This window comes from Vibrio sp. 10N.222.52.B7 (assembly GCF_041474275.1).
GTDB classification, from domain to species: Bacteria; Pseudomonadota; Gammaproteobacteria; order Enterobacterales; family Vibrionaceae; genus Vibrio; species Vibrio crassostreae_C.
In genome coordinates this window covers 1-448 of record NZ_JBFRTU010000342.1, presented here as the reverse complement: position 1 = coordinate 448, position 448 = coordinate 1, and the positions used below count along the sequence as shown (strand labels likewise).

1 pseudogene is annotated in these 448 nt (G+C 43.5%); it reads right to left on the bottom strand.

What is annotated here, in order from left to right:
- A pseudogene (locus AB4512_RS23125) lies at positions 1-448 on the bottom strand (phosphomannomutase CpsG); the annotation flags it as partial.

The window sequence follows — 448 nt, the reverse complement described above, 5'->3', positions numbered from 1 at the left end:
GCCCAGCTTTGACTGCAACAGCCTTCCCACCAAGCTTATTGGCGACTTCAATCGTGTTCCATGTCATACGCATATCGTGCAACACGGTGGCGTTAGGCTCTTTTAACAAAAATGCTTCAGCGAGCAACCCGACAATATAGTAACCCTCAATATAATTGCCTTTTTCATCAAAGAAAAAGCAGCGGTCAAAATCACCATCCCACGCAATCCCTAGATCGGCCGAATGTTCTAGCACAGCATTTCGAGTCGCTATTTGGTTTTCTATAATCAATGGATTGGGAATACCATTAGGGAAATTTCCGTCAGGAGTATGGTGAACCTTGATGAAGGTGATAGAGGCACTGAGTTCTTTAAATTTCTTCTCTAAAGCATCAATGACACGTCCTGCAACGCCGTTTCCTGCGTTAACCACAATCTTCATTGGGGAAAGTTTAGAAGGTGTTATGTA